Origin of the sequence: Starkeya sp. ORNL1 (assembly GCF_012971745.1) — a bacterium.
In the GTDB taxonomy this organism is placed as follows: domain Bacteria; phylum Pseudomonadota; class Alphaproteobacteria; order Rhizobiales; family Xanthobacteraceae; genus Ancylobacter.
Genome location: NZ_CP048834.1, coordinates 3,441,200 through 3,459,835 on the forward strand (window position 1 = coordinate 3,441,200; position 18,636 = coordinate 3,459,835).

Annotated in this window: 14 protein-coding genes; 7 read left to right on the plus strand and 7 right to left on the minus strand. The window is 65.9% G+C overall.

Features of this window, described 5'->3' with window-relative positions:
• Positions 1-9: 9 nt before the first annotated feature.
• The gene (locus tag G3545_RS16400) at positions 10-4,743 is read left to right on the plus strand and encodes a hypothetical protein (RefSeq protein WP_170014353.1); all 4,734 of its coding nucleotides are present in this window, start codon (positions 10-12) and stop codon (positions 4,741-4,743) included.
• Between the two features lie 144 nt (positions 4,744-4,887).
• Here G3545_RS16400 and G3545_RS16405 read toward each other — a convergent pair whose 3' ends face one another.
• The 3 genes from G3545_RS16405 to G3545_RS16415 all read right to left on the minus strand — a co-directional run bounded on the left by G3545_RS16405 (position 4,888) and on the right by G3545_RS16415 (position 7,873).
• Positions 4,888-5,445, minus strand: coding sequence for a flavin reductase family protein (locus G3545_RS16405; RefSeq protein WP_170014354.1), 558 nt, complete (start codon positions 5,443-5,445; stop codon positions 4,888-4,890).
• Between the two features lie 180 nt (positions 5,446-5,625).
• On the minus strand, positions 5,626-6,837 hold the full coding sequence (locus tag G3545_RS16410) for an MFS transporter (protein ID WP_170014355.1): 1,212 nt from the start codon (positions 6,835-6,837) through the stop codon (positions 5,626-5,628).
• Between the two features lie 13 nt (positions 6,838-6,850).
• Positions 6,851-7,873 carry an aldo/keto reductase gene (locus G3545_RS16415; protein WP_170014356.1) on the minus strand — a complete coding sequence of 341 codons (1,023 nt, stop codon included), beginning with the start codon at positions 7,871-7,873 and terminating at the stop codon, positions 6,851-6,853.
• Positions 7,874-8,086: 213 nt separating this feature from the next.
• On the opposite strand from G3545_RS16415, the gene G3545_RS16420 reads away from it, so the two are divergent.
• The 6 genes from G3545_RS16420 to G3545_RS16445 all read left to right on the plus strand — a co-directional run bounded on the left by G3545_RS16420 (position 8,087) and on the right by G3545_RS16445 (position 14,963).
• Positions 8,087-8,986, plus strand: coding sequence for a LysR family transcriptional regulator (locus G3545_RS16420; RefSeq protein WP_170014357.1), 900 nt, complete (start codon positions 8,087-8,089; stop codon positions 8,984-8,986).
• A 205-nt stretch (positions 8,987-9,191) separates the two neighbouring features.
• Positions 9,192-10,784 (plus strand): ABC transporter substrate-binding protein, encoded by a 1,593-nt coding sequence (locus G3545_RS16425; RefSeq protein WP_170014358.1) that lies wholly within the window; start codon positions 9,192-9,194, stop codon positions 10,782-10,784.
• A 211-nt stretch (positions 10,785-10,995) separates the two neighbouring features.
• Complete coding sequence (locus G3545_RS16430) at positions 10,996-12,006, plus strand: ABC transporter permease subunit (protein WP_170014359.1); 1,011 nt, start codon at positions 10,996-10,998, stop codon at positions 12,004-12,006.
• Positions 12,007-12,052: 46 nt separating this feature from the next.
• Positions 12,053-12,988: an ABC transporter permease subunit gene (locus tag G3545_RS16435; RefSeq protein ID WP_246702903.1), complete on the plus strand. Its 936-nt coding sequence runs from the start codon at positions 12,053-12,055 to the stop codon at positions 12,986-12,988.
• A gap of 2 nt (positions 12,989-12,990) precedes the next feature.
• Entirely contained in the window at positions 12,991-13,980 is a 990-nt protein-coding gene (locus G3545_RS16440) for an ABC transporter ATP-binding protein (RefSeq protein WP_170014361.1), read from the plus strand.
• Entirely contained in the window at positions 13,977-14,963 is a 987-nt protein-coding gene (locus G3545_RS16445) for a dipeptide ABC transporter ATP-binding protein (protein WP_170014362.1), read from the plus strand. The genes G3545_RS16440 and G3545_RS16445 overlap by 4 nt, the downstream gene beginning before the upstream one ends.
• A gap of 23 nt (positions 14,964-14,986) precedes the next feature.
• Here G3545_RS16445 and G3545_RS16450 read toward each other — a convergent pair whose 3' ends face one another.
• The 4 genes from G3545_RS16450 to G3545_RS16465 all read right to left on the minus strand — a co-directional run bounded on the left by G3545_RS16450 (position 14,987) and on the right by G3545_RS16465 (position 18,493).
• The gene (locus G3545_RS16450; RefSeq protein ID WP_170014363.1) at positions 14,987-16,117 is read right to left on the minus strand and encodes a hypothetical protein; all 1,131 of its coding nucleotides are present in this window, start codon (positions 16,115-16,117) and stop codon (positions 14,987-14,989) included.
• Between the two features lie 332 nt (positions 16,118-16,449).
• Positions 16,450-16,671 carry a hypothetical protein gene (locus G3545_RS16455; protein WP_170014364.1) on the minus strand — a complete coding sequence of 74 codons (222 nt, stop codon included), beginning with the start codon at positions 16,669-16,671 and terminating at the stop codon, positions 16,450-16,452.
• 137 nt (positions 16,672-16,808) lie between these two features.
• Positions 16,809-17,639 carry an ABC transporter permease gene (locus G3545_RS16460; RefSeq protein ID WP_170014365.1) on the minus strand — a complete coding sequence of 277 codons (831 nt, stop codon included), beginning with the start codon at positions 17,637-17,639 and terminating at the stop codon, positions 16,809-16,811.
• A 2-nt stretch (positions 17,640-17,641) separates the two neighbouring features.
• Positions 17,642-18,493, minus strand: a complete 852-nt coding sequence (locus G3545_RS16465) for an ABC transporter permease (protein ID WP_170014366.1) — start codon at positions 18,491-18,493, stop codon at positions 17,642-17,644.
• Between the last annotated feature and the right edge of the window lie 143 nt (positions 18,494-18,636).

Consider the following 18,636-nt stretch of genomic DNA (forward strand, 5'->3'; position numbering starts at 1 on the left):
TCGGGGACCATGGCAGGCATCAATATCAGCGGCGGCCACGCGCTCGGCACGTCGGCTTTGCTTGGCGGCAAGAGCACCACCAGCGGCACGGTCGGGCCGGGCTTCAAGAAGTTCATCGCCCTGTTCCGCCGCAACAAGCCGCCCGAAGATCCCAAGGTCAAGGGCGGAGCGAAGAACGGCGACCTGCACCGGTTGAAACTCTCCAAGTCCCCGGCGACGCTCGATCTCGCGCGCATTTTCAAGACCGAGACCGGCAAGGCCAAGGCCGAAGCGGAGAAGATCAAGGGCGCCAGGACCAAGGATCCGCTGCCGAAGGACGGCCTGACCACTGCGCTGCAGACGCTGCACGGCGCCACCGCCTCTCCGCTGCGTGACAAGCTCGCGGATGAGATCCTCGAATTCGGGCACATCATCGACGGCTTCCATGCGGATCCACTGAAGTCGGACCTTCGCGACGGCACGCCGATCACTCTCGCCGAGTTCCAGAAGTTGATCGACGACTACGTCGTCCACCTCGAAGGCGCCCTCAAGGGCGAGAATGCGACAGTCGACGGCCATGTCGACGCCGCCGTCGCGCAACTGAAGGACCTGTCGTCGCGTATCGGGCTGAAGCTCGACGCGAGCAAGCCGCCACTGCCGAAGAGCCCGCCGCCATCGAGCACCTCGACGCAGCCGCCGCCCGAAACCGTCGACAAGGCCGTCACGCGGCTCGAAACCAAGCGTGACGAGATCGCCAGGCTCGCCGACGGCATCGCCAAGCTGCAGACCACCACGACCGGCACCGACAAGGCCGGCAAGTGGGCGGAGCGCCAGGCCTCGCTCACCGGCCAGAAGCTCAAGGCGCATGCGGAGATCAACAAGGCGCTCGGCGAGGTCAACAAGCTCATCGCCGCCCACGGCAAGGATCCGACCAAGACCACCGAGGTCGCCGGCCTGAAGGCGCTGCGCAGCGAACTTACCAAGCTCGCTGTCGAGGTCGAGTTCCCCGGCCTGCTGTCGCAATCGACCAAGCTGACGAAGGACGGCATCGGCGCGGCGCTGCGCGGCATCACCAACATTCCCCCGCAGAAGGGCTTCGACGACGGCACGCTTCGCCTCAGCCTGGCGCAGTCGGCGAAGAACATCGAGGCCTTCATCGACGGCATCAATGCCGGCCACGATCCGGTGGAGATGGAAGGCGGTCTCAAGGTCGGCATCGCCGAGTTCGCCACCACGCTCGAAAAGTTCATGTCCGAACTGGAAAGCTCGATCGCTCCGGGCCGCTCGCTCGAATACAGCAGCGCCATCGACGTCGCGGTGCGCCGCCTCGCGCAATTGTCGCGTGAGGTCGCCGCGCACATCGCCATGCCGCAGGCGCTGGAGGCGCTAGAGAAGCTGCAGACGGTGCCTTCACCCAAGCTGAGCGACGTCGACAAGCAGACGCAGACCAATTCGCTCGGCCAGATCACCGATGGCGAGTTGCAGGCCGAAGGTCTCACCAAGCAGGACATCGACCCCAAGGGGCGCAGCGGCAGCGAGCCGCCCTCGCTCGGCGCGCTGCTGCGCGCCATGGGCACCGCCCTGCCCTCGCTCAATCTCGACCCGGAGAACGCGACCGTCTCGCAGCGGCGCAATGCGCTGGAGGCGCTGTCCACCTTCAGCCAGCTCATCGTCGACGGCGATCCGCCGGACATGCTGCTCGGCCACAGCCCGGCACTCGACGCCAGCCTGCTCGCCATCAAGCAGGAGCGCGCCGCCGGCGACACCCCGCCGCTCACCAAGCAGGAGCTGATCGACTACGGCAAGCGCCGCAAGGCGGTAGCGCTGCGCCAGGAGATGACGATCCTGAACCGGCGGCTCGAAGGCCTGCTCAAGGTCGATCGCCGGGTCTGGTACAAGCCGAACACCTGGGGCGACAATGGTCGCTTCTTCGGCCATGGCGGCGCCTCCAGCATCCGCAAGGACAAGGTCTTCATCGACGCGCTGCGCAACTATGGCGGCAGCAAGACCGGCCGCGAGGTCGCCTTCCTGCTGGCGCGCATCTCGGATCTCGAATCCAAGACCTTCGCGCTGGAGAAGAGCGCGCTCGGCCTGCACGAGCACCTCGACGTCAATACATTCAAGCCGATCCCGCCGTCCGGCACCCAGAGCACTACCGTGCCGACTCCGTCGGAACTGCTGGAGCACGCCGGCCTCAGCGATACCGACATCGAGAAGATGGGGCTCTCCGGCAAGGATCGCGACGATCTCGGCAACCTCGTCGTCGACCTCAACCGCAAGGGCATGGGCAGCGTGCAGGAGGTGCGCGAGACCACGCGCGCCATCAACAAGGGCATCAACCAGGTCGTCCGCAGCGAACTGGCGCAGGACACGATCGGTCGCTTCAACCAGGAATCGACCCAAGCCTCGGCCCGCCTGCTGCTCAACGAAATGCTGGTCGACGCCCATCTGGCACAGACCGGCAAGCTGCCGACCGGGCACGTCGCCGGCACCAAGGATCCGGATGTCGTCACCCGCTTCAAATGGCAAAGCTCGGAAGCCGAGAAGCGCATCAAGACCCGCGATCAAGCCGAGTGGGACAAGCTTTCGACCGGCGCCGACAATTATCGCGACGCCACGCTCGAGATCGTCACCCTGCTCGGGGACCATGCCAAGGTCGGCGAGAAGGAGACGCGGTACCGGGAACTGCTCAAGGAGATGGGCAAGCCGGAGAAGGAGGGTGGGCTCGGACTCGATCTCGATCCCACCAATCCGCGCGGCCTCGAAAGCGCGCACGCCATCGTCGATGCGCTCGAGGCGCACGATCTGCTGGAGACCACGCACAAGGGCGATGCGGACCTCATCAAGAAACGGGACGACGCGCTGGAGAAGCTGAAGGGCTTCGACAGCACGCGCATGCACCGGCCCTGGCACCAGAAGGTCGCTGCCGCCTTCGGCCGCGGCAGCAATCCTGGCATCGACGACATCGCCCGGCTGCGCACAGCGGCGCAGGCGATCATCTATCTGCGCGAGGGCGCTTCCAAAGACCGCGGCACGCTCGACAAGCAGATCGAGACGCAGGGCAAGGCGATGGAGGGCATCCTCGTCGAGCGTATGCGCGACAATCCGATCGAGGTGTCGGCAGTGCGGCAGATCATCCGCACCGCGGTGCTGGCCTCCTGGCCGCAGGGCGGGCGCGACTTCACCATGTCCAAGGGCCAGGCCGTCAATGGCTACGACCCGGCGAGCAAGCGCGGCGAGATCGAGGCGCAACTCAAGGATTGGGGTGTCGATGTCGAGCGCTTCGCCCCCGAGATCGAGCAGGCGATCTATGGCACGCTGACCTTGGCTGACGTCCAGCGCTGGAGCAGCGAGACGATGTTCTCGCCGAGCTTCTCGCGCGAGAGCAGCTTCAAGGCGTCGAGCCTGCTGTTCGGCACCGAATCCATTACCGGCAAGCGGGACATGGACGAGCCGACCAAGCGCGCCCTCATCTCCTCGCTGGAGACCATGAGCGAAGGCGGCAAGCTGAGCCTGAAGGCCGGCAACCGCGTCACGCTCGATACCTCCAAGGTGCCGCTCGATCCCACGGGCGCCAATACGCTGCGCGTCCGGCTTGCCGGCGCCTCGCTCGGCCATATCGAGATCGAGCGCGGCTCAGACGGCTACAAGCTGCATGTGCGCTCCGGCGGCGAGGGCAAGGCCAATGTCGACTACGCGCTCGGCTACAAGCTGACCGAGAACGTCAAGGCGGAGGTCGGCGCCGGCGTCGAGGGTTCGGTGAACCTGATGAGCGGAGTCTCCCTCACCTTCAAGCCCGACGAGGCCGGGCGCAAATCGCTGATCGAGCTGCTCGGCAAGATGATCGACGAGAAGGATATCGGCGTCTCCGACTGGTCGAGCGCGATCGACGTCGCGATGAGCTCGGAGGGCATCGTCAAGGGCTCGGCGACCGGGCGCGCCGTCATGCGCGCCGAACTGATGACGCCCGCCCCGAGCGGCGACAAATACGGCGTCGGTGCCATGGCCGAACTCGCCGTGACCGCGGGCATCTCCGGCAAGTCCACCGACATGCGCAGCCAGCGCGAATACACCCACAAGGGCGAGGTCGAAGTCTCCGGCGGCGTCACCCTGAACACCGCCGTCTATGAGCGCCTGTTCAACGCGGTGAACGCGCTTGGCGGCGCCACGGCCACCGGCTCGGGCGCCTCCATCGACAAGAATTACGATGTGGGCGGCACGCAGAACACCGATCTGGTGAGCCTCTCGGTCGGCGTGGTGGCGACCTATACGCAAAAGTGGAAGCAGGTCCAGGACGACCAGGGCTTCTACACCAAGGCTGAAGTCGTTCGCCAGACCAATCTGAACGTCGACAAGATAAAGTCGATGATGACCATCTCGAATGACGATATCAACGCCAAGATCGAGAAGGACCAGGAGTTCGGCGACAATCTCGCGGGGCTGCTGGCGCATATGGGCCAGGACGACTTCCTGGCCGTCACCTACAACCTGAAGTCCGACGCGCTGCTGGAGGCCAATACGCTGCTCGACCAGGTGAAGAGCCTGAAGCGCGAAGGCAAGACCGAACAGGCCCGCGAGCTCGAGGCCATGGCCAAGAAGATCATCGACGATTCGGATAATTATACGCCGGCAAAGATCTCGCTGGTCATGACCAAGACCGACAAGAGCGAAGTCACCAACCTCAATTCGCGCTGGCTGAAATGGGACGTGTTCTCCGATGGCAAGCTGGAGCACGCGGCCATCGTGCTCAACGTGCCGGCGTAGTCATCCGGCCTCTACCCGCCGTCGTCATCCCGGAACGGCCGCCGGCCGTATCCGGGATCGCGGGAAGGGGAGAGCCCCCATCGGCGCGCGATGCCGGCTCTGCGCTCCGCTCCGGCCGGGATGACGATGTCTTGAGGAACCCCGTCAAAGCGCGACCTGGAACGCCTTCCACAGCACCATGCGTTCCCTCAAGTCCAGCACGCGGCCATCCACCGTGAAGGTACCGTCGCCATTGTGATGCAGCGTGCGCCGCTCCTTGCGGTCGCGGTCGATCCAGATCGCTACCGGCTCGAGGATGAAGAGCCCGTATTTATCGACCAGGGCGGTGTCCGCCACCCGGCACTCGATATTGGCGAGGCACTCGGCGATCAACGGCGCCGACACCTTGGCCGCGGGCTGCGCGGTGAGCTTGAACTTTGCGAACTTGTCGACCTCGGTGCCGGAGCAATTGCCGATATCGACCACCGTCCTCGCGAGGTCGATGGTGGGAATGGCGACGACGCATTCGCCGGTCGCGCTCAGCGCCTTGTAGCTATGGTCCCATGGCCCGATGATGCAGGCGATGCGCGGCGGCGCATGCTGCACCATCATGTGGAAGCCCATGGTCATGATGTTCGCCCGCCCTTCATCGGCGGTCGTCACCAGCACGATCGGGCCGGCCTCGAGCAGCAGATAGGCCTTGGACGGATCTATACGTTCCACGCGGCTCCTCCGTCCGTTCCCTCAGGTCTGCCCTGGAATTCCCTCTCCCCATTGGGGAGAGGTGGCCCGCGAAGCGGGTCGGTGAGGGGTGACACCATTGCGGAGCCGTAGAGCCCCCTCACCCCAACCCTCTCCCCGTGGGGGAGAGGGAGCTACGCGCTTTTCGCCACACGTCGGACTTCACGGTTTGGCGGCACCCCAGCGCTCGAGCGCGAACAGCGCAAGCGCGATCAGGCCGATGCCGGCGCCGGCCAAGGCCGTCATGGTCCAGCCGCCAGCATGATAGGTGACGGTGCCGAGCACCGAACCCGCCGCGCCGCCGGCGAAGGTAAAGGTCATGTAGAGCGCATTGACCCGGCCGCGTATCTCCGCCGGCACCGAGAAGATGATGCGCTGGCTGATGACCTGGTTGGTCTGCACCGCGGCATCGATGATCAGCGTCAGCACCACCAGCGCGATCAGCGCCAACGCCACCACCGCCCATTCGCTCGCCCAGAACGACAGGCCCATGGCGAGGATCGCCCCCGCGGTCGCCGCCTGGGCGAGGCCGTGGTCGGCGAGCCGACCAGCCAGCGGGGCGGCGAGCGCGCCGCCGGCGCCGGCCAGCGCGAACAGTGCGATGCCCTCGCGGCTCATGCCGAAACGCTCGGCGAGCATCAAGGGTGCCGCGGTCCAGAACATGTTGAAGGCGCCGAACAGCAGCGCCTGGTAGGCGGCGCGCCAGCGCAGCACCGGAATGTCGCGCAGCAGCTTGGGCATGGAGGCGAGGATGCGGCCATAATGCATGCCCCCGCGCGGCGTGTAGCGCGGCATCATCTTCGCCAGCAGCACGCCGATGACCACCATCAGCGCCGCGGAGGCGAAGAACACCGCACGCCAGCCGAAATTGGCAGCGATGAACAGCGAGGCCGGCCGTGCCAGCATGATGCCGGTGAGCACCGCCGCCATGACATTGCCGATCAGCCGGCCGCGCCGCTTCTCCGGCGCGAGATGGGCGACGAAAGGCACCAGCACCTGCGCCCCCGAGGAGGCGATGCCGATCAGCAGCGAGGCGGCGAAGAACGGCGCCGCGCTGCCCGCCGTCGCCGCGCCGACGAGGCCGAGCGCGGTGAAGGCGAGCGTGGTGAGCACCAGCGTCCGGTTCTCGACCAGGTCGGCAAGCGAGACCAGCAGGAACAGGCCGAGGCCGTAGCCGATCTGGGTGACGCTGACCAGCGAGCCGGCGAGATCGGGGCCGACCCCGATCTCCGGTGCGATGGAAGCGACGAGCGGCTGGGCATAATAGAGGTTCGCCACCAGCGCGCCCGCCGCCACCGCGAGCGTTGTGACCAGGGCCGGCGAGGGACCCTGCTCGGTTTCCTGTGCCGAGACCGGCGGCGTGCGTTCCAGCATCATCGCGCTCCGCTCAGGACGGCAGTCGCGCGGCGCCCTGCCGCTCGACCATCCAGCCCGGATATTCGGGAGGCAGCGCGCTGACCTTGTCGAGACTTGCGAGTTCCTCCGGCGTGAGACGGACGTCGGCCGCGGCAAGATTGTCGTCAAGCTGCTCGGGCGACGTGGCGCCGATGATCACCGACATGACGAAGCGCTGGTGCAGGATCCAGGCGAGTGCGATGCGTGCCACCGACACGCCGCGCGCATCGGCGATCTCGCGCATGACGTCGATGCAATCGAAGGCGCGGTCGCGGTTCACCGGCGGGAAGTCGAAAGTGACGCGGCGCGAGCCCTGCGGGCCCTTGCCCTCGCGATCGTACTTGCCGGAGAGCAGACCGCCCGCAAGCGGACTCCACACCATCAGTCCGAGCTTCTCGGCCTCCAATAGCGGGGCGATCTCGCGCTCGAGGTCGCGGCCGGCAATGGTGTAATAGGCCTGGAGCGTGGCGAGGCGGGCCCAGCCATGTTGCTCGGCGACGCCGAGCGCCTTCATGATCCGCCAGGCCGGCCAGTTGGAGACCCCGACATAGCGGACATGGCCCTGCCGCACGAGATCGTCGAGCGCACGCACCGTCTCCTCGACCGGGGTGACCTGATCGAGGCCGTGGATCTGGTAGAGGTCGATATAGTCGGTGCCGAGCCGCTTCAGGCTGGCCTTGACGCCATCCATGATATGGCCGCGCGAAGCGCCGCGATCGTTCGGACCGGGCCCGGCCTGGCTGTACACCTTGGTGGCGAGCACGATGTCCGAGCGCTTGCGGCCGGAATTGAGCATCGCCCGGCCGGTGATCTCCTCCGACACGCCGGCCGAATAGACGTCAGCGGTGTCGATGAAGTTCACGCCAGCGTCGAGTGCGCGGGCGACGATACGGTCGGCGACCGACTGGTCGAGTGTGCCGATCGCGGTCCAGAAGCCGCCGCCGCCGAAGGTCATGGTGCCGAGGCAGATTTCCGAGACCAGAAGCCCCGTGCCGCCGAGTGTCTTGTAGCGCATGTCGTCACCTGTCGATGTCTCGTGGACGAATAGGCCCCGGGGCGCTGTTGAGGAAGTCCGGGGCGAGAAGGAAGCTGGAATTTCGGGGCGGGCGTGCGGCCACGCCGCCTGACCCTATGTAGGCCGTGTTGCGGCGCACATAATGCCGTTTGCACTGCACAGTCCATATAGGTGTGCTATATGATCGAGTGACGCGGCATTAAACATTCGACCATGGCACGCACCGATCCGTTCGACGGCCTCTCGGAATTCCTCGCCATCGTGCGGCGCGGCAGCTTCCGCGGCGCGGCGATCGAGCTCGGAGTGACGCCGGGCGCGGTGAGCCAGGCGATGCAGGCGCTGGAACGCCGGCTCGGCCTTCCGCTGCTGCACCGGACCACGCGCAGGGTCGCACTCACCGAAGCGGGCGAGCGGCTGCTGGCGCAGCTCGGTCCCGCCGCCGAGGCGATCACCGGCACGCTCGACGCATTGACCCTGTTGCGCGCCCAGCCGTCCGGCACGCTGCGACTGCTCGTGCATCGTATCGCCCTGCCCCACGTGATCGAGCCGGTGCTGCCGGCGTTCCGCGCCACGTGGCCGGACATCAAGGTGGAGATCACGGTCGACGACACCCACGCCGAGCTGGTGGAGGGCGGCTATGATGCCGGCATCCGCATCGGCGAATATATCGACCGCGACATGATCGCGGTCAGGGTGTCGCCGTCCTTCGCCTGGACGGTACTCGGCGCGCCGTCCTATTTCGCGGCCCGCGGCCGGCCGCGGGTGATCGAGGACATAGCGCGCCACGAATGCATCCGCTATCGCCGGCCGGATGTCGGCGACATTTATCGCTGGGAGTTCGAGCGCGACGGCCAGGCGCTCTCCATCGATCCGCCGGGCGCGCTGGTGGCGAACGATGCGACGCTGTTGCGGGCGCTGGCGGTGCGTGGCATGGGCCTGATCTATACGTCGGGCCTGCAGGCCGAGGCCGAGATGGCAGCCGGACTGCTGGAGCCGGTGCTGGAAGATTTCGCCCCGGCCCGCGACGCGCTGTTCATCTGCTTCCCGCAGGCCAGCCGCAACCAGCCGAAGCTGCGCGCCTTTGTCGAAGCCTGCGCCCACCGCGCACGTTGAACCATGGTCTATTTACCTAGCGTCACGCATTTCGACGCCTATGTGGCAGCATTCGCGCAATAGGACGTTCGTCGTGTGTCGGGACGATTGCGCCGCTTCTTCGGGCGTGATTGAGTCCGCTCGGTCGACCGCCGCCGACGGAACCGAAAACCACCCGCATCGAAGTGGGGGTCCGTGGCGCCCGGTCCAGAGAGGGAAGATCAACATGCGCGTTCTTAAGACCGGACTAGCCGCCGCGGCCGTGATGGCCGTGCTCGCGGTCCCCGCTTATGCGAAAACGCTCGTTTATTGTTCGGAAGGCAGCCCGGAGAATTTCACTCCGGCGCTCAACACCACCGGCACCAGCTTCGATGCCGCCCGTCCGGTCTATAACCAGCTCGTCGAGTTCGAGCGTGGCACCACCAAGGTGGTCCCCGGCCTCGCCGAGAGCTGGACGGTCAGCCCGGATGGCAAGGAGATCGTCTTCAAGCTGCGCAAGGGCGTGAAGTTCCATTCCGGCGTCAATGGCTTCAAGCCGACCCGCGACTTCAACGCCGACGACGTGCTGTTTTCGTTCGAGCGGCAGTGGAAGGCGGACAACCCCTACCACAAGGTCTCCGGCGGCGCTTACGACTACTTCAACGACATGAGCATGCCGGACCTGCTCAAGAGCATCGACAAGGTCGACGACTACACGGTGAAGTTCACGCTTAATGAAGCGAACGCGCCGATGCTCGCCAACCTCGCCATGGACTTCGGCACCATCATGTCGAAGGAGTATGCCGACTTCCTGCTGAAGAAGGGTTCGCCCGAGCAGCTCGACCAGATCCCGGTCGGCACCGGTCCGTTCAGCTTCGTGACCTACCAGAAGGACGCGGTGATCCGCTACAAGGCCTTCCCGGAGTATTTCGAGGGCAAGGCGGCGATCGACGACCTGGTGTTCGCCATCACCCCGGACCCGACCGCCCGCTACGCCAAGGTGAAGAAGGGCGAATGCCATGTGATGATCGCGCCGAACCCGGCCGACATCGCGGCGATGAAGACCGATCCGGCGATCAACCTGCTCTCGCAGCCCGGCCTCAACATCGCCTACTGGGCGTTCAATGTGCAGAAGCCCCCGTTCGACAAGAAGGAGGTCCGCCAGGCCTTCAACATGGCGATCGACAAGGCCGCGATCATCAAGGACGTCTATCAGGGCGCCGGCCAGGGCGCGGTCAACCCGATCCCGCCGACCATCTGGTCCTACAACAAGGACGTGAAGGACTATCCGTACGATCCCGGCAAGGCCAAGCAGATGCTGGAGAGCGCCGGGGTGAAGCTGCCGCTCGACATCGATCTGTGGTGGATGCCGGTGCAGCGTCCGTATAATCCGAACGCCAAGCGCATCGCCGAGATGATGCAGGCCGACCTCGCCAAGCTGAACATCAATGCCAAGCTCGTCTCCTATGAATGGGGCGAGTACCGCAAGCGCATGCAGGAAGGCGAGCACATGACCGGCCAGCTCGGCTGGACCGGCGACAATGGCGATCCCGACAACTTCTTCTTCCTGCTTGGCTGTCCGGCGGCCCGCAAGGGCGGCCAGAACCTTGCCAAGTGGTGCGACAAGTCGTTCGACGACCTGATCACCAAGGCGCGCAACATCTCGGACGTGGCCGAGCGCACCAAGCTCTATGAGCAGGCGCAGGTGATCGTGAAGGAAGAGGCGCCGTGGTTCACCATTGCGCACTCGGTGGTCTATGAGCCGATCCGCAAGGAAGTGGTGGACTACAAGGTCAGCCCCTTCGGCCGTCACGAATTCTACGGCGTGTCGCTGAAGTGAGCGGGCGACCTTTGTAAACGCCATCGGCTGCCGCTTTCCGCTTCGGCGGAAAGCGGCAATCGCGTGCTCTGGAGCATCCTTCGAGGCTCGCTGCGCGAGCACCTCAGGATGAGGTCGCATTTAAAGCACCACCTCATCCTGAGGTGCCCGGCGACGCCGGGCCTCGAAGGATGCTCCAGCTGACACACGGCTCCTCGAACAGGCGAGCCCCATGCTCCGTTTCTTCATCCGCCGCGTCGCGCTGACGGTCCCCACCTTCATCGCGCTGATGTTCGTCACCTTCGTTGCGGTGCGCATGGTGCCGGGCGATCCGATCGAGGTCCGCACCGGCGAGCGCGGCATCTCGCCGGAACGCCTCGCCCAGTTCCGCCACGAGCTCGGCCTCGACCAGCCGATCTGGCAGCAATTCCTGCATTATGCGAACGGCCTGATCCACGGCGATTTCGGCTTGTCCATCGTCACCAAGACCCCGGTGCTGCAGGAATTCCTGACGCTGTTCCCGGCGACGCTTGAGCTGTCCATCTGCGCGCTGATCTTCGCCATCGTGCTCGGCGTTCCGGCCGGCGTGCTGGCGGCGGTGAAGCGCGGCAGCGTGCTCGACCATGCAGTTATGTCGGTTGCGCTCGCCGGCTATTCGATGCCGATCTTCTGGTGGGGCCTGCTGCTCATCATGTTCATGTCCGAGTATCTCGGCCTGACGCCGGTTTCCGGCCGCATGGACCTGATCAACTACTATTTCGAGCCGGTGACCGGCTTCATGCTGATCGACAGTCTGCTCTCCGAACAGGACGGTGCCTTCTGGGCGGCGGTCAGCCATCTCATCTTGCCGTCCATCGTGCTCGGCACCATCCCGCTCGCGGTGATCGCGCGGATGACGCGCTCCTCGATGCTGGAAGTGCTGGGCGAGGATTATGTGCGCACCGCCCGCGCCAAGGGGCTCTCGCCGCTGCGCGTGGTCGGCCTGCATGCGCTGCGCAACGCATTGATCCCGGTGGTGACGGTGATCGGGCTGCAGACCGGAACGCTGCTCGCCGGCGCGGTGCTGACCGAGACCATCTTCGCCTGGCCCGGGGTCGGCAAATGGCTCATCGAATCAATCGCGCGGCGCGATTATCCGGCGCTGCAAGGCGGGATCATGCTGATCTCCGGCATCGTCATCCTGGTCAATCTCATCGTCGACCTCACTTATGTCGCGATCAATCCGAGGATCCGGCATGGTTGACGAACGGGCCATCGACGATCCGATCCCGACTGGCCCAGCCATAGCAATGCTGGACCTCGACACCCAGGGTACGCTCAGCCAGGCCACGGTATCGCTTGCGAACGCCGAGCCGGTGCGCCCCGAGCCTTCGCCGCTGAAGGCGTTCTGGAACGCCTTCAGCGAGAACCGCGGCGCCGTCGCCGGCCTGGTCTTCGTGGTCTTCATCGCGTTCCTCGCTCTGTTCGCGCCCTGGGTGGCGCCGCACTCGCCGGTCGAGCAGTTCCGCGCATTCGTGCAGCGCCCGCCGGTCTGGGCCGGCGGCGGCTGGGACTTCCCATTCGGCACCGACGCGGTCGGGCGCGACGTGCTCTCGCGCCTGATCTATGGCGCCCGCATCTCGCTCGGCATCGGCCTCTCGGTGATGCTGGTGTCGGTGGCGGTCGGCATCGTGCTCGGCCTCGCCAGCGCCTTCATGCGCGGCATCGTCGAGACCGTGGTGATGCGCATCATGGATCTGGTGACGGCGATACCGAGCCTGGTGCTGGCGATCCTCGTGGTCGCCGTGCTGGGGCCGAGCCTCACCAACACCATCGTCGCCGTCACCGTGGTCTATCTGCCGCGCTATGTGCGCATCGTACGGGCCTCGGCGCTGTCTGAACTCTCCAAGGAGTATGTCATCGCCGCTCGCGTCGCCGGCGTTGGCAAGCTCAGGCTGATGTTCGTCACCGTGCTGCCGAACTGCCTGGCACCCTTGATCGTGCAGGCGGCACTAGGCATCTCCGACGCGATACTGGAGGCCGCCGCGCTTGGCTTCCTCGGCCTCGGCGCACAGCCGCCGACGCCGGAATGGGGCGCCATGCTCGCCGACAGCCGTGAATTCATCCGCGCCGCGCCCTGGATCGTGACGCTGCCCGGCCTCGCCATCCTGTCGACGGTGGTCGCCATCAACCTGATGGGCGACGGCCTGCGCGACGCCCTCGATCCCAAGCTGAGGAGGAGCTGAGCATGTCCCTGCTCTCCATCCGCAATCTCGGCGTCGCCTTCGCCACCGGGCGCGGGCCGTTCCGCGCCGTCGACGGCGTCAATCTCGACGTCGCGCCGGGCGAGGTCGTCGCCATCGTCGGCGAAAGCGGCTCCGGCAAGTCGGTCGCCATGCTCGCGGTGATGGGCCTCTTGCCGTGGACCGCCAGCGTCACCGCCGACAAGCTCGAGTTCGACGGCCGCGACATGCTGGCCATGTCCGCCCGTGAGCGGCGCAAGATCATCGGGCGCGACCTCGCCATGATCTTCCAGGAGCCGATGACGAGCCTCAATCCGTGCTTCACCGTCGGCTTCCAGATCGGCGAGGCGCTGAAGACCCATCTCGGCCTGTCGCGCAGCGAGCGTCATGCCCGCGCCATCGAACTGCTGAACGAGGTCGGCATACCCGAGCCCGAGCGGCGCCTGAAAGCCTTTCCGCACCAGCTCTCCGGCGGCATGAGCCAGCGCGTTATGATCGCCATGGCGCTCGCCTGCCGGCCCAAGCTGATCATTGCCGACGAGCCCACCACGGCGCTCGACGTCACCATCCAGGCGCAGATCCTCGACCTCTTGATGCGGCTGCAGCGCGACAATGGCGTCGGGCTGGTGCTTATCACCCACGATATGGGCGTGGTCGCGGAGACCGCGCAGCGTGTATGCGTGCACTATGCCGGCCAGCAGGTGGAGATGCAGCCGACCGACGGGCTGTTCCGCGATCCGCACCATCCCTACACCGCGGCGCTGCTCGCCGCCCTCCCCGAGCGGGCTAGCGGGCGCCTGCTGCCGTCGATCCCCGGCATGGTGCCGGGGCTGGCGGACCGGCCGAAAGGCTGCCTGTTCTCGCCGCGCTGCCGCTTCGCCACGGATCGCTGCCGCAACGTGCCGCCGCCGCGCCACGGCGCCGAGCTCGGCTATGCGCTCTGCCACACGCCGCTGATGAATGGCGTGCCCCAACGCGCCGAGGTGGCGGCATGAATGAGATCCTTGCCAATGAGGTGAAGGCCCGCGATGCGGTGATGGAAGCGGTCGACCTCGCCCAGACCTATGAGGTCTCGCGCGGGCTCGGCAGGAAGGCGTCCGTCAAGGCGGTGACGGGCATCAGCTTCCGCCTCGCGCCGCGCTCGACGCTCGCCGTGGTCGGCGAAAGCGGCTCCGGCAAGTCGACCCTCGCTCGCATGCTTACCATGATCGAGCGGCCAGGCACCGGCGCGCTCATCATCGATGGCGCCGATGTCGCCGACGCCAGCACGGCAACGCTGAAGCGCTATCGCGGCGAAGTGCAGATGGTGTTCCAGAACCCCTATGGCTCGCTCAATCCGCGCCAGACCATCGGCAAGGCGATCGAGGAGCCGCTGCTGGTCAATACCAGCCTCAACGCCGCGGAGCGGCGGGCACGGGCGCTCGACATGATGGCGCGGGTCGGACTTCGGCCCGAGCATCATGGGCGCTACCCGCACATGTTCTCCGGTGGCCAGCGCCAGCGCATCGCCATTGCCCGCGCGCTGGTGCTGCGGCCGAAGATACTGGTGCTGGACGAGCCGGTCTCGGCGCTCGACGTCTCGGTGCGCGCGCAGGTGCTCAACCTGCTGGTGGAGTTGCAGGAGCAGCTCGGCGTCGCCTATGTGTTCGTCTCCCACGACCTCGGCGTGGTGCGGCACATGGCGGACGAGGTGATGGTGATGTATCTCGGCCGCGCCGTCGAGCATGGCACCCGCGACATCATCTTCGACAGTCCGAAGCATCCCTATACGCGCGCGCTGCTCTCGGCGACGCCGGTGGCCGATCCCGGCGCCAAGCGCGAGCGCATCGTGCTGGAGGGCGAATTGCCGTCGCCCTTCAATCCGCCGCATGGCTGCGTCTTCCACCCGCGCTGCCCGCTGGCGTTCGACCGCTGCAAGGTGGAATCGCCGCCGCTGGAGGAGAAAGCCGGCCGGCTGGTGGCGTGCTGGGCGGTGTGAGCCAATAGGCGCGTTCGGCGGGCCTAATCGATGAGGCCGGCCATGGCGTCGCTGACGGCGCGGAAATCCGCGCCGGCGACCTCGATGGCGCCAGCATCAGCGCGGGCCGCGAAGAAGCGCAACAGGGTTTCGCTCGCCTCATCGACGCCGTGCCGCCCGGTGCCATAGCCGAGCGCATCGAGTTCGCGCGACAGCCCCCCGGTATCAGGCGCCAGCGTGCCGGTGCGCGGCGTCAGCGCCTCCCAGCCCGGCGCAAGGCTGCGCAGCAGCAGGATGCGCGAGCCGACCGAACGGGCATCGGCATCGTGGAGCGCGGTGCCGCACATCAGTCCGATAATGACATGGGCGGGGAAGGTCGGCACATGCAGGCTCAGGAACTGGATGCGCCCGGTGTGCGGGCAGTGCAGTGCACCGTGCACGGTGCGTCCCTCGCCGCCCAGCGTCCCGCGTGAGGCCACCATATGGCCAAGCACACGTTCGCAATGTTCAATGGCCAGCGCTCCATCAGGCGCCTCGCTGATGCGGATCGCGGACAGGCTGAGTTGACCGGCCTGCCTGCGCGACCACGCCGGCGTCACGGCGAGGAACGCACCCGGCAGCAGTGACGTCCGTCGGCCGGGTCCAGCGCGCAGCAGTTCGCTGCCGACGAACCCGACGCGCCGCGCCGGCTCGATGTCCCGCCGTGCCTCGGGCACCGGCGTGCGCACCCGCAGCGACGGCGCGCCGCGCAGCTTGGCCATGGCGGCCTCGGGCACGGTAAAATGGCGGCAGAGCGCCTGCGCAAACTCCTCGAACGAGGCGGCGGCGACGAAAGGCGGCGCCAGCTTGCCGTCGAGCAGCCGCGACCAGTCCTGATAGATACTCGAGGTGCGCGGCGTCGCCTTGCCGCGCAGCCATTTATAGGCGCTCTGCGTGGTGAAGGCGGTGGAGCGGTTCACCTGGGCGAAGCGTGCCGCCAGTTCCTTGTGGGTGGAGCAGCCCAGGGCAATGCGCGTGAGATGCAGCTTGCCGGCAAGATCGTCGGCCGCCGCCCGCGCCGGGACGCTCGACATCCCCGCTGCGAGGCGCGCTCCATCGCGCGAGTAAATCTCGTCATGCTCCCTGAGCGCCGGATCCAGGAACGCGGCGATGGGTCGGGCAGGCTCGATGGTCATTGCGGGATCAACCGTGCGGAAGGCATATCCCGTTGTATGCAATTGTATCCATAATGCAAGAATTTTAGGCATAAATCGAAGCTGCGTAGATCGCAGACATTCGGAGAGCCAATGCGACGGCGGCGCGGCCGGGCGCGGCCGCTCGGGAATGACCCCGCCGCCAAGCTCGCTACGCTACAATGGGCGATAATTGTGACAGTGTTTGCTCAAGGTCTGCCGGCCCGGCCTGTGAGGCACTCGGGCGAAATGTCGACCGCTTGCCCAGCCAATCGGGCACGGCAATCGCGGACGAACGCACGCTGCGTCCGCCGCTTATTCTTCGCTTCAGGCGTTCAGCGGATGAACTCGATGGTGTCGAGCGAAATCAGCTGGCTACCCTGGTAATTGCCGTCGTGAAGGCGGCACAGCATGAAGCGGTCGGCGACCTCGATCGGGCCATAGGCGGTGACGGTGTCGCCGCTGCGCAGCTTGATGGTCAGCGCGTGCTTGCGATCGTCCTTCGCCACTTCCTGAAGCAGATCGCAGATGGTGCGGCTGGTCGTGCAGATGTTCATGGCGTCTATCTCCCCTGCCCCTGTGTGCATTTGACGCACCAAGGGCGTCAAATAACAAGACGCGTGAAGGGGTAGCAGGTTCCCACAAGTCCGTGATGCGCACCGGTTTTTTGCGTGCCGTTGGGTTAAGATGGCGCCTATCCGGCGAGTTTGCGGGCGCGGCGCAACCGCAGCACGGCGATGGCGGCAAGCGCGATCACGATGATCGACATCGAGAAGAGCGTCGTCACCGTGCCCAGCGCATAGAGCACCGGCGTCGTGACATTGGTGGTCATGCCGTAGATTTCGAGCGGCAGCGTGTTGAAGGTGCCGGCGGTCATCAGCGTACGAGCGAACTCGTCATAGGACAGCGTGAAGCCGAACAGGCCGACGCCGACCAGGCTCGGCAGGATGATTGGCAGCACCACATGAGCGAAGGTCTGCCACGGCGTGGCACCGAGATCGCGCGCGGCTTCCTCATAGGCCGGATTGAAGCGGTTGAAGACCGCGAACATGATCAAGAGGCCGAAGGGCAGCGTCCAGGTCAGGTGCGCGCCGAAGCCGGAACTGTACCAGGCCGGCTCCAGCCCGAAGACCTGGAAGGCGAGGCCGATGCCGAGCGAGATCAGGATCGAGGGCACGATCAGGCTGGCAATGGCGAGATAGAACAGCGGGCCGGAACCGAGAAAGCGACGCCGGAAGGCGAGGCCGGCGAGCAGCGAGACCACGACGGTGGCCGCCATCGTCATCAGGCCGAGGAGCAGCGAGCGCGAGAAGGCGCCGCCGAAATCACCCACCGCCTGCTGCTCGAACAGCAGATTGTTGAACCAGTGGAAGGACGAGCCGTTCATCGGGAAGGTGAGGCCGCCATTGGGGCCCTGGAACGACAGGATGAAGATGGTGGTCAGCGGCCCATAGAGGAACAGCACGAACAGCGCGAAGAACGCGGTGAGTATCCAGAATCCGGGGCCGCGGCGATCGCCATTCATCTCTAGAGCTCCTTGCGGATATTGACGATGCGCAGGATGCCGGCGACCAGCAGCAGCACGAGGATCAGCAGGATCACCGCGTTGGCCGCCGCCGCCGGGTATTGCAGCAGCGCGATCTGGTTCGCCATCATCAGGCCGACCGAGGCTGACTGGCCGCCGGACATGAAGCGCACGGTGATGAAATCACCCATCACCAGCGTGACGACGAAGATCGAGCCGATGGCGATGCCGGGCTTGGCCAACGGGATGATGACATTGGTGAGGATCTGGAAGCCGCTGGCACCGGCATCGCGCGCCGCCTCGATCAGCGCGCGGTCGATGCGCATCAGCGTGTTGAAGATCGGCGTCACCATGAACAGCGTGTAGAGGTGCACCATGGCGAGCACCACCGCGAAGTCCGAGAACAGCAGGAACTCCAGCGGCTGGTTGATAAGCCCCATCGACATCATCGACTGGTTCAGGAGCCCGTTCCGCCCGAGGAACGGGATCCAGGAGATCATGCGGATGATGTTCGAGGTGAGGAACGGGATGGTGCAGACCAGGAACAGCACCATCTGCGTCGTCGCCGTGCGGATGTGGAAGGCCAGGTAGTAGGCCACCCAGAAGCCGACGAACAACGTGATCGCCCAGACGATGAGAGTGTATTTCAGCGTGTTGATATAGGTGTTCCAGGTCACCGGCGAGGTGATCGTCTCCTCGTAATTGGTGAAGACGAAGGCCGGGAAGATCTGGATGGAATCATAGTCCCAGAAGCTCACCATCACGATGGTGGCGATGGGCAGCACCAGGAAGGCCAGCAGGATCAGCGACAGCGGCGTCGCCTGGAGATAGGGCGCAAGGCGTGAGAGCGTCATGAGCGTCCGCGATGCTGCTGGGGATCTAAAGGCCTCGCCCCGACGGGAGAGGGTTGGGTCAGGGGCCATGAGGCGGGCGATCTGTGTGTCCCCCTCACCCCACCCCTCTCCCCGTCGGGGAGAGGGAGCAGCCCGGCCATGAC

Bases quoted from the DNA above. Each gene is read 5' to 3' on its own strand.
- G3545_RS16400 (WP_170014353.1), top strand. From the start codon at position 10: ATGGCAGGCATCAATATCAGCGGCGGCCACGCGCTCGGCACGTCGGCT.
- G3545_RS16410 (WP_170014355.1), bottom strand. From the start codon at position 6,837: ATGCTGGAACGCACGCCGCCGGTCTCGGCACAGGAAACCGAGCAGGGT.
- G3545_RS16415 (WP_170014356.1), bottom strand. From the start codon at position 7,873: ATGCGCTACAAGACACTCGGCGGCACGGGGCTTCTGGTCTCGGAAATC.
- G3545_RS16420 (WP_170014357.1), top strand. From the start codon at position 8,087: ATGGCACGCACCGATCCGTTCGACGGCCTCTCGGAATTCCTCGCCATC.
- G3545_RS16425 (WP_170014358.1), top strand. From the start codon at position 9,192: ATGCGCGTTCTTAAGACCGGACTAGCCGCCGCGGCCGTGATGGCCGTG.
- G3545_RS16430 (WP_170014359.1), top strand. From the start codon at position 10,996: ATGCTCCGTTTCTTCATCCGCCGCGTCGCGCTGACGGTCCCCACCTTC.
- G3545_RS16435 (WP_246702903.1), top strand. From the start codon at position 12,053: ATGCTGGACCTCGACACCCAGGGTACGCTCAGCCAGGCCACGGTATCG.
- G3545_RS16440 (WP_170014361.1), top strand. From the start codon at position 12,991: ATGTCCCTGCTCTCCATCCGCAATCTCGGCGTCGCCTTCGCCACCGGG.
- G3545_RS16445 (WP_170014362.1), top strand. From the start codon at position 13,977: ATGAATGAGATCCTTGCCAATGAGGTGAAGGCCCGCGATGCGGTGATG.
- G3545_RS16450 (WP_170014363.1), bottom strand. From the start codon at position 16,117: ATGACCATCGAGCCTGCCCGACCCATCGCCGCGTTCCTGGATCCGGCG.
- G3545_RS16455 (WP_170014364.1), bottom strand. From the start codon at position 16,671: ATGAACATCTGCACGACCAGCCGCACCATCTGCGATCTGCTTCAGGAA.
- G3545_RS16460 (WP_170014365.1), bottom strand. From the start codon at position 17,639: ATGAATGGCGATCGCCGCGGCCCCGGATTCTGGATACTCACCGCGTTC.
- G3545_RS16465 (WP_170014366.1), bottom strand. From the start codon at position 18,493: ATGACGCTCTCACGCCTTGCGCCCTATCTCCAGGCGACGCCGCTGTCG.